The following is a 6,844-nucleotide window of genomic DNA, read 5'->3' on the forward strand; positions in this document are numbered from 1 at the left end:
ACCGGAACGCCGAACGCACCGTGTTCGGCGCCGGACCGGCGAGCGCCCGGCTCGTGCTCGTCGGCGAGCAGCCCGGCGATCAGGAGGACCGCGCGGGGGAGCCGTTCGTCGGCCCCGCCGGGCGGCTGCTCGAACGGGCGCTCGAGGAGGCGGGCATCGACCGCGGCGAGGTGTACGTGACCAACGCGGTCAAGCACTTCAAGTTCGAGCGGGCCGCGGCCGGCGGGCGCCGCATCCACAAGAAACCGGCGCGCGGCGAGATCGTCGCGTGCCGGCCCTGGCTGGTCGCCGAGCTGCAGGCCGTGCGACCCGACGTGCTCGTGTGCCTCGGCGCCACCGCGGCCCAGTCGCTGCTCGGGCCGTCGTTCCGGGTGACCGCCCACCGCGGGGAGATCCTGCACCCGGACGTGCGGGTCCCGTCGGATCCGGCCGTCGTCGCCACGATCCACCCGTCGGCGATCCTGCGCGGACCGAGCGCGCAGCGGGAGGAGGCGCTCGCCGGGCTGGTCGCCGACCTGAGGGTGGCCGCCGGCGTGCTGTAGGCATCCTGCCGCAGCGCCGGTCCGTGGTTCAGTCGTCCGTGGTTCAGTCGTCCATGGTTCAGTCGTCGGGGTCCGTCCCGGCGAGGGCGTCCTGCACCCGCCGGGTCGCGGCCCCGTCCCAGCCCTCGGGGGCCAGGATGTCCGCCCACAGCTCGGCGGCCTCGGGACCGTAGGCGTGCCCGAACCCGGACGGCACGTCCGCGGAGAACACCATGTCCAGCGTGACCTGCCAGAACGTGACGAACGGCAGCCAGCGCATCCCGGGGTCCACATCCGGGCCGAGCGGTTCGCGCAGCCAGTCCGGCCGCTGCAGCAGCAGCCGGAACGACCACCAGGTGATCGGATCGCTCGCGTGCTGCCAGAACACCACGCGGGGGAACTCCCACGGCCCCGGCAGGTCCGCGTCGCCGGGCCGGGACGCGAACCGGATGTTGCGGCCGTCGTCCACCACGGGCAGCCGCTCGAGGGAACCGGGGTCGCGGTCCGCGGTGATCCGGCCCCACGGCTGCGCGAAGTTGGGGGTGCCCACCAGCAGCGCCCCGTCGGTGCGCGCCACGATGTCCTGACCCGACGCGAACGCGGCCTGCCCGCCGTACGAGCCGAGGCTCTCGCCGAACACCACCAGCTTCGGGCGTTGCCCCTCGGGCCGGGCCGACCACTGCCGGTACACCGCGTCGAACAGCGCTCGCCCGGCCTGCTGCGGAGTGTCGCGGTCGGCGACGAACGACAGCGCGCTGGGCAGGAACGAATACTGCATGGCGGCGATCGCCGAGTCCCCGCTGTTGACGTACTCGAAGGCCCCCGCGACGTTCGCGTTCACCCAGCCGCGGCCGGTGGTGGTCACCACCGCCAGCACGCGGCGGTCGAAGGCGTTCGTGCGTTCGAGTTCGGCGACGACCCGCTCGGCGATGCCCTCGACGGAGTCCGCGGATTCGCGCCCGGCGTACACGCGGATCGGGGTGCGCGCGGGCGCGCCGGTGACGGCTTCGATCTGCTCGGCGGTGGGGCCGCCCGCGACGAAGGTGCGGCCCTCCCGGCCGAGGCTGTCCCACGGCTCGTTCGACGCCGGCGACCCGGACCGTTCCGTCAGCCGGGGCTGGGTGACGCCCTCGGCGGTGCCGGTGTCGGCGACGGCCGCCGACCGCTCCGCGACGCCGAGCAGGACCCGGTCGACGGCGCCGTCGAGCACGAACACGGCCAGCACCACGACGACGAGCACCGCCGCCAGGCGGGCGACGGGACCGGGCACGAACCGGCCGGCGAAGCGGGTCAACCGGTCGGTGCCCCGGCGCACGGCGCGGGCCGCCGCGAGCAGCAGCAACGCGACGGCCAGCGCGATCAGCAGCACCAGCAGGTAGAAGGCGCGCTGCGCTCGCGGCACGCCCACCAGATCGCGGACGATCTGCTGCCACCACGACCCGAGCACCAGGAAGGTCGGCGCCAGGACCAGCGCCGCGCCGGCGAGCACCCACCAGCCGATCCGCCGGGTCCGCTCGGACCAGTGCGGCTCGACGCCGCAGCGCCGGACCACCCAGGCGATCAGGCAGCCCACCCCGTAGCCGATGGCGACGCTGATTCCCGTCGCGACCGCCTGCAGGTACCACACGCGCGGCAGCAGCGACGGCGTCATCGACCCCACGAAGAACAGCAGCGCCAGCCCCAGGCCGACCGGGTGGAACCGGCGCCCGTAGCTGCGCAGCCGAGCGCGCGGCGCGCCCGCCCGCTCGTGCTCGAGTTCGGCCGCGGCGGTCAGCGCAGGGCCTTGGCCTTGAGCCGGTCGAACTCGTCGCCGGTGATCGTCCCGGCCTCGAGCAGGGCCTGGGCCTCGGCGATCTCGGCGGCGGGGGATCGTCCGGCCACCTTGCGGATGTAGTCGTCGGCGGCGTGCTGGGCCGCGTCGTGGGCGGCGGCGGACCGCTCGGCCATGCCGCGGCCCCGCACCAGCAGGTAGACGAAGGCGGTCAGGTACGGCAGGACGATCAGGAAGATGATCCACACGACCTTGACCACGGCGGACGTGGAGCGATCACGGAACAGGTCCGTCAGCACCTGGAACAGGATCAGCAGGTACGCGACGAACGCGAAGACGACCAGCGTGTACCACAACAGGTCCCACAACGAATCCAGCATCACACACGCCCTTCAGGTTCGGAGGTGCCCGGGAAACGGACGGAAAGGACACCCGGACGTAAACAGGTACACCGTCTTCGCCGCACATTGGAACACGGCGACGCGGAATGTGCGGCGGTGGCGCGAAATGCACCACGCCCATTCCGTGGGCGATCGCGCTCAGCGTGGTCGAGCCAGCGTGGTCGCGCTCAGCGTGGTCGAGCTCAGCGTGGTCGAGCTCAGCGTGGTCGAGCTCAGCGTGGTCGAGCTCAGCGTGGTCGAGCTCAGCGTGGTCGAGCTCAGCGTGGTCGAGCTCAGCGTGGTCGAGCTCAGCGTGGTCGAGCTCAGCGTGGTCGAGCTCAGCGTGGTCGAGCTCAGCGTGGTCGAGCTCAGCGTGGTCGAGCTCAGCGTGGTCGAGCTCAGCGTGGTCGAGCTCAGCGTGGTCGAGCTCAGCGTGGTCGAGCTCAGCGTGGTCGAGCTCAGCGTGGTCGAGCTCAGCGTGGTCGAGCTCAGCGTGGTCGAGCTCAGCGTGGTCGAGCTCAGCGTGGTCGAGCTCAGCGTGGTCGAGCTCAGCGTGGTCGAGCTCAGCGTGGTCGAGCTCAGCGTGGTCGAGCTCAGCGTGGTCGAGCCAGCGTGGTCGAGCTCAGCGTGGTCGAGCTCAGCGTGGTCGAGCTCAGCGTGGTCGAGCTCAGCGTGGTCGCAGCTCCGCCGGACTCACCCCGCGCACCGTGCGCAGGGCGCGACGCAGCTCGGCGCTGGACGCGAAACCGGTGATCGCGGCGATCTCGGCGACCGTTGTGCGGGTATAGCCGGGTTCCTGCAGAAGCGCCGCCGCGCGGTGCGCGCGCAGCCGCCGGATCTGGAACGCCACCGTGGTGTCGTGGGCTGCGAACGCGCGCTGCAGGCTTCGCAACGACAGCTGCAGGCGTTCCGCGATCACGGTGGGGGTCAGCGTCGGGTCGTGGTGATGGGCTCGGATCAGGGTGAGGGCGCGGGCGTAGACGCTGCCACGCAGCTCACCCGAATCGGCGCCGTACCCGAGCGACTCGTGGTGCAGACCCACGACGAGCTCGATCAGGGCGTTCTCCACGCTGCGGGGGGCCGCGGTCGTGTTGTGGCGACCGCGTTCACGAAGCATGGTCATCCCCACCGCATTGAGCGCGTGCACCGACATGGTGGGCTTTGCCGGCCCGAACGTCACGGACGTCTCCTCGAGATCGAGTCCGCGTTCTTCGAGCCGGTGCCGGGGGATGCGCACGAGGAGAAGGTCCGACCCGTCCGCATCCACGGCCTCGTATCGGTTCCACCCGACCTGCAGGACGATCCGGCCGACCTCGATGTGCACGCGGGTCGTCCCGTCGTCGACCACCTGCTTGCCGGACAGCATCAGACACAGGTTGGCGACCTCGCCGTCCTCGACGAGGCCGGGCAGAGCACGATGCGGTGACATCTGCACCCGGCCGACGGTGAGCGCCCCGACGTCGCAGATCTCCATCCGGAACCGGAACTGCGTCACGTCGGGGACGGACAGCTCGGTGCGGTTCCCGGCATCGGGGGCCATCGCCTCGAAGCCGTGCCGACCCCGCAGTTCGATCTTCCGATACACCGTCGCTCCTTCCGCCTCGGCGCGTCCGTGGCCCGGTGCGTCAGCGTGGCACGCGGCACCGGCCGTGGCATGGCATACGGGCAGACGGACAGCTCACACTCGGCGGACGATCGGGGACGAAGGTCTCTGGCGTCGCCTCCCCGGCCGGATCATGCTGGACCCAGCGGGCGCCCGCACCGCCGAGTCGGCGTCCCGGGAGGCCGACGGTGTCCACTCCTGATCCGTACACACCCCAGCTCCGGCGCGACGGTCCGCGACGTCCGGACACGGCATCGACGGTGCTGCTCGCCTGCGGGATCGTGTCGTCTCTGCTGTACGTGGGGGCGCACGAGGTACTCGCGGCCGCCCTCTACGACGGCTACAACCGCTTCGATCAGGCGATCAGCGAGCTGACGTCGATCGGCGCGCCGACCCGGGCGCCCCTGACCGTCGCGGGATTCGTGTACGACGCGCTGATCGTCGCCTTCGGGATCGGTGTGTGGCGCACGGGCCGCGGCGTCCGCCCCCTGCGCATCGCGGGAGTTCTCCTGGTGGCCTATGCATTCGTGGGACCGCTGTGGTTGCCGTTCCCGATGACGGGACGCGAGGACATCGAGGCCGGGGCAGCGATGCCGCTCGCCGACACCATGCACCTGGCGCTCAGCGTGGTGACGGTGTCGCTGTGGTGCGCGCTCATCGGATTCGCGGCCGCGGCCTTCGGCACCTGGTTCCGGGTGTACTCGGCCGGCACGGTCGCGACGATCCTCGTGTTCGGCGCGTGGACGGGCCGGTACGTCCCGGCCGTCGCCGCCGCCGAACCCACCCCCGGCATGGGCGCGGTCGAACGGGTGATGTTCGGTGCGTTCGTGCTGTGGATCGCGGTGCTGGCGGTCGTCCTGCTCGCCGGCCACCCGGCGTCATCGCGTGCCGAGAGACGTGCCGTCGCCCGGGGCGAGCCGGCGTGAGACCAGCGCACCGAGCGTGCCGTCCTGCGCGAGCGCACGCTGCGCATCCTCGAGTTCACCGCGCAGCACGTCGTCGCCGAGGCGCACCGCGAGCGCGATCTCCTCGCGGGTGATGTCGTACTCGACGACGTCGACGTGGGGGCGGACGCGCGTGAGCCACCTCAGCACGGGACCGAGTTTCATGAAGGCGTCGCAGCCGCCGGTCGACAGCTCGTCCCGGGCACGGTCGATCTCGTGGTACGCATACACCCGGATCCCGCCGATACGGCCTTCGGCGAGAAGGCGTTTCACCACCGGCTCGCTGGTGTTGCCCTGCTGCACCACGACGGTCAGGCCTGCCAGGTCCGCCACCCCTCTCACCGCGGGATGACGGGCGGTGTCCACCGCCTGACGGGCGGTGTCCACCGCCACGGACTGCCCGGACCCGAAATACGGCGCGCAGAACGCAGCCCGCTCCCGGCGCGATTCGGTGACGGTGGTGCCGGAGGCGATGACGTCGAAGCGCCCGGAGGCCAGCTCGTCGAAGATTCGCGGGCGGTTCAGGCGCTGGTGGCCAGCGCCGCCGCGAGCCCGAACGCGACCGACGTCGCGGCGACCTCGAGCACCGCGTTGCGCAGCGACACCTCCGCGGTGACCCGGTGCGCGGTCGCGGCCGGCACCCACGTCCGTCGCCACCACCACGCCAGCGCCAGCAGTGCCAGCAGGGTCACCGCCTTGGCCAGCACGATGCGCCCGTAACCGGTGTCGATCAGGGCCGCGACCGAGCCGAGCCGAACGGCCGCGTCGACGACGCCCGTCGCGGCGAGCACGGCGACGCAGCGCACCGCGAGCACCGAGTAGCGGGGGAGCAGCCGGGCCCACGCCCCGCGGGACCGGACCGTCAGGGCCAGCGCGACGAGCGTGCCGAACCACAGCGCCGCAGCGAGCGCGTGCGCGGCGTCGAGCAGCGATCCGAGGGTCTGCTGCGACATGTGCCCGGTGACCGGCCGGGCGATGACCGCCAGCGCCGCGGCGACGAGGACCGGCACCGTCGACCACGTCGCCGACCGGCGATACGCGAGCGCCGCGACGACCGTGCACGCCAGCGCGCACACCAGTGCGGCCACCCCGATCCGGCCGGTGCCCGCGCTGCCGAGATACTCCGCGAAGCGCGACAGCCCGAGCCGCGACACGGGGACGTTCGTCGTGTCCGCGGCCTGCAGCACGAGCTGCACGGCCTCCGTCAGGACCCAGAATCCGCCGAGCCCGGCGATCGCGCGCCAGAGGTCGGCGGGGGCGACGCCGGGCCGCCGCTCGTCGCGCACCATGACCCCGAGCGCGGCCAGGCCGAGAACCGTCGCACCGAGACACAGCGACAACGCCCGGACCCAGCTCGACGCGGCCGGGTTCGCCAACAGCCAGCCGGCGGCGACGCCCGCGGTGGCGCCGGCGCCGGCGGTGAGCAACCACGCGCGGTGCGCGGCGGTGCCGGTACCGCTCGTCGTCAACGTCCGGCCACCGGCGTCAGGCCTTCTTCGGCTTGCGCAGCACGAACCACAGCACGCCGGCGAGGACGACGACGCCCACGACGACGAAGATCCACACGGCCGGGCCGCTGTCCTCGTCGCTGTCGGACGCGGGCGCCGCGGCACCGGCGGCGGGCG

General features: G+C 72.5%; 6 protein-coding genes and 2 pseudogenes. 2 read left to right on the plus strand and 6 right to left on the minus strand.

Annotated elements, in window-relative coordinates; translation table 11 throughout:
• On the plus strand, positions 1–542 hold a 542-nt coding region (locus OEY_RS0122125), incomplete at its 5' end, for a UdgX family uracil-DNA binding protein (RefSeq protein WP_010595948.1).
• A gap of 58 nt (positions 543–600) precedes the next feature.
• Here OEY_RS0122125 and OEY_RS0122130 read toward each other — a convergent pair.
• From OEY_RS0122130 to OEY_RS0122140, 4 genes and pseudogenes are all read right to left on the minus strand, one after another.
• Entirely contained in the window at positions 601–2,172 is a 1,572-nt protein-coding gene (locus OEY_RS0122130; RefSeq protein WP_010595949.1) for an alpha/beta hydrolase, read from the minus strand.
• A 119-nt stretch (positions 2,173–2,291) separates the two neighbouring features.
• Entirely contained in the window at positions 2,292–2,672 is a 381-nt protein-coding gene (locus OEY_RS0122135; RefSeq protein WP_017682033.1) for a PLDc N-terminal domain-containing protein, read from the minus strand.
• Positions 2,569–3,258, minus strand: a pseudogene (locus OEY_RS31520) (pentapeptide repeat-containing protein); the annotation flags it as partial. The gene OEY_RS0122135 and the pseudogene OEY_RS31520, both read right to left, overlap by 104 nt.
• 81 nt (positions 3,259–3,339) lie before the next feature.
• The gene (locus tag OEY_RS0122140; protein WP_010595951.1) at positions 3,340–4,257 is read right to left on the minus strand and encodes a helix-turn-helix domain-containing protein; all 918 of its coding nucleotides are present in this window, start codon (positions 4,255–4,257) and stop codon (positions 3,340–3,342) included.
• A gap of 206 nt (positions 4,258–4,463) precedes the next feature.
• Between OEY_RS0122140 and OEY_RS0122145 the strand changes: the two genes are divergently transcribed.
• A complete protein-coding gene (locus OEY_RS0122145) occupies positions 4,464–5,201 on the plus strand; it encodes a DUF998 domain-containing protein (protein WP_228287145.1) in 738 nt (245 codons plus the stop codon).
• On the opposite strand, the pseudogene OEY_RS28835 reads toward OEY_RS0122145, so the two are convergent.
• A pseudogene (locus OEY_RS28835) lies at positions 5,154–5,729 on the minus strand (amino acid ABC transporter substrate-binding protein); the annotation flags it as partial. The gene OEY_RS0122145 and the pseudogene OEY_RS28835 overlap by 48 nt on opposite strands.
• Before the next feature lie 11 nt (positions 5,730–5,740).
• Entirely contained in the window at positions 5,741–6,688 is a 948-nt protein-coding gene (locus OEY_RS0122155; protein WP_010595954.1) for a CopD family protein, read from the minus strand.
• Positions 6,689–6,844 lie beyond the last annotated feature (156 nt).

This window comes from Rhodococcus sp. P14 (genome assembly GCF_000256505.1).
Lineage (GTDB): Bacteria > Actinomycetota > Actinomycetes > Mycobacteriales > Mycobacteriaceae > Rhodococcus > Rhodococcus ruber.

What these genes read in the sequence shown, in the direction of transcription:
- OEY_RS0122135 (WP_017682033.1), bottom strand. Translation starts at nt 2,672, where the DNA reads ATGCTGGATTCGTTGTGGGACCTGTTGTGGTACACGCTGGTCGTCTTC.
- OEY_RS0122130 (WP_010595949.1), bottom strand. Translation starts at nt 2,172, where the DNA reads ATGACGCCGTCGCTGCTGCCGCGCGTGTGGTACCTGCAGGCGGTCGCG.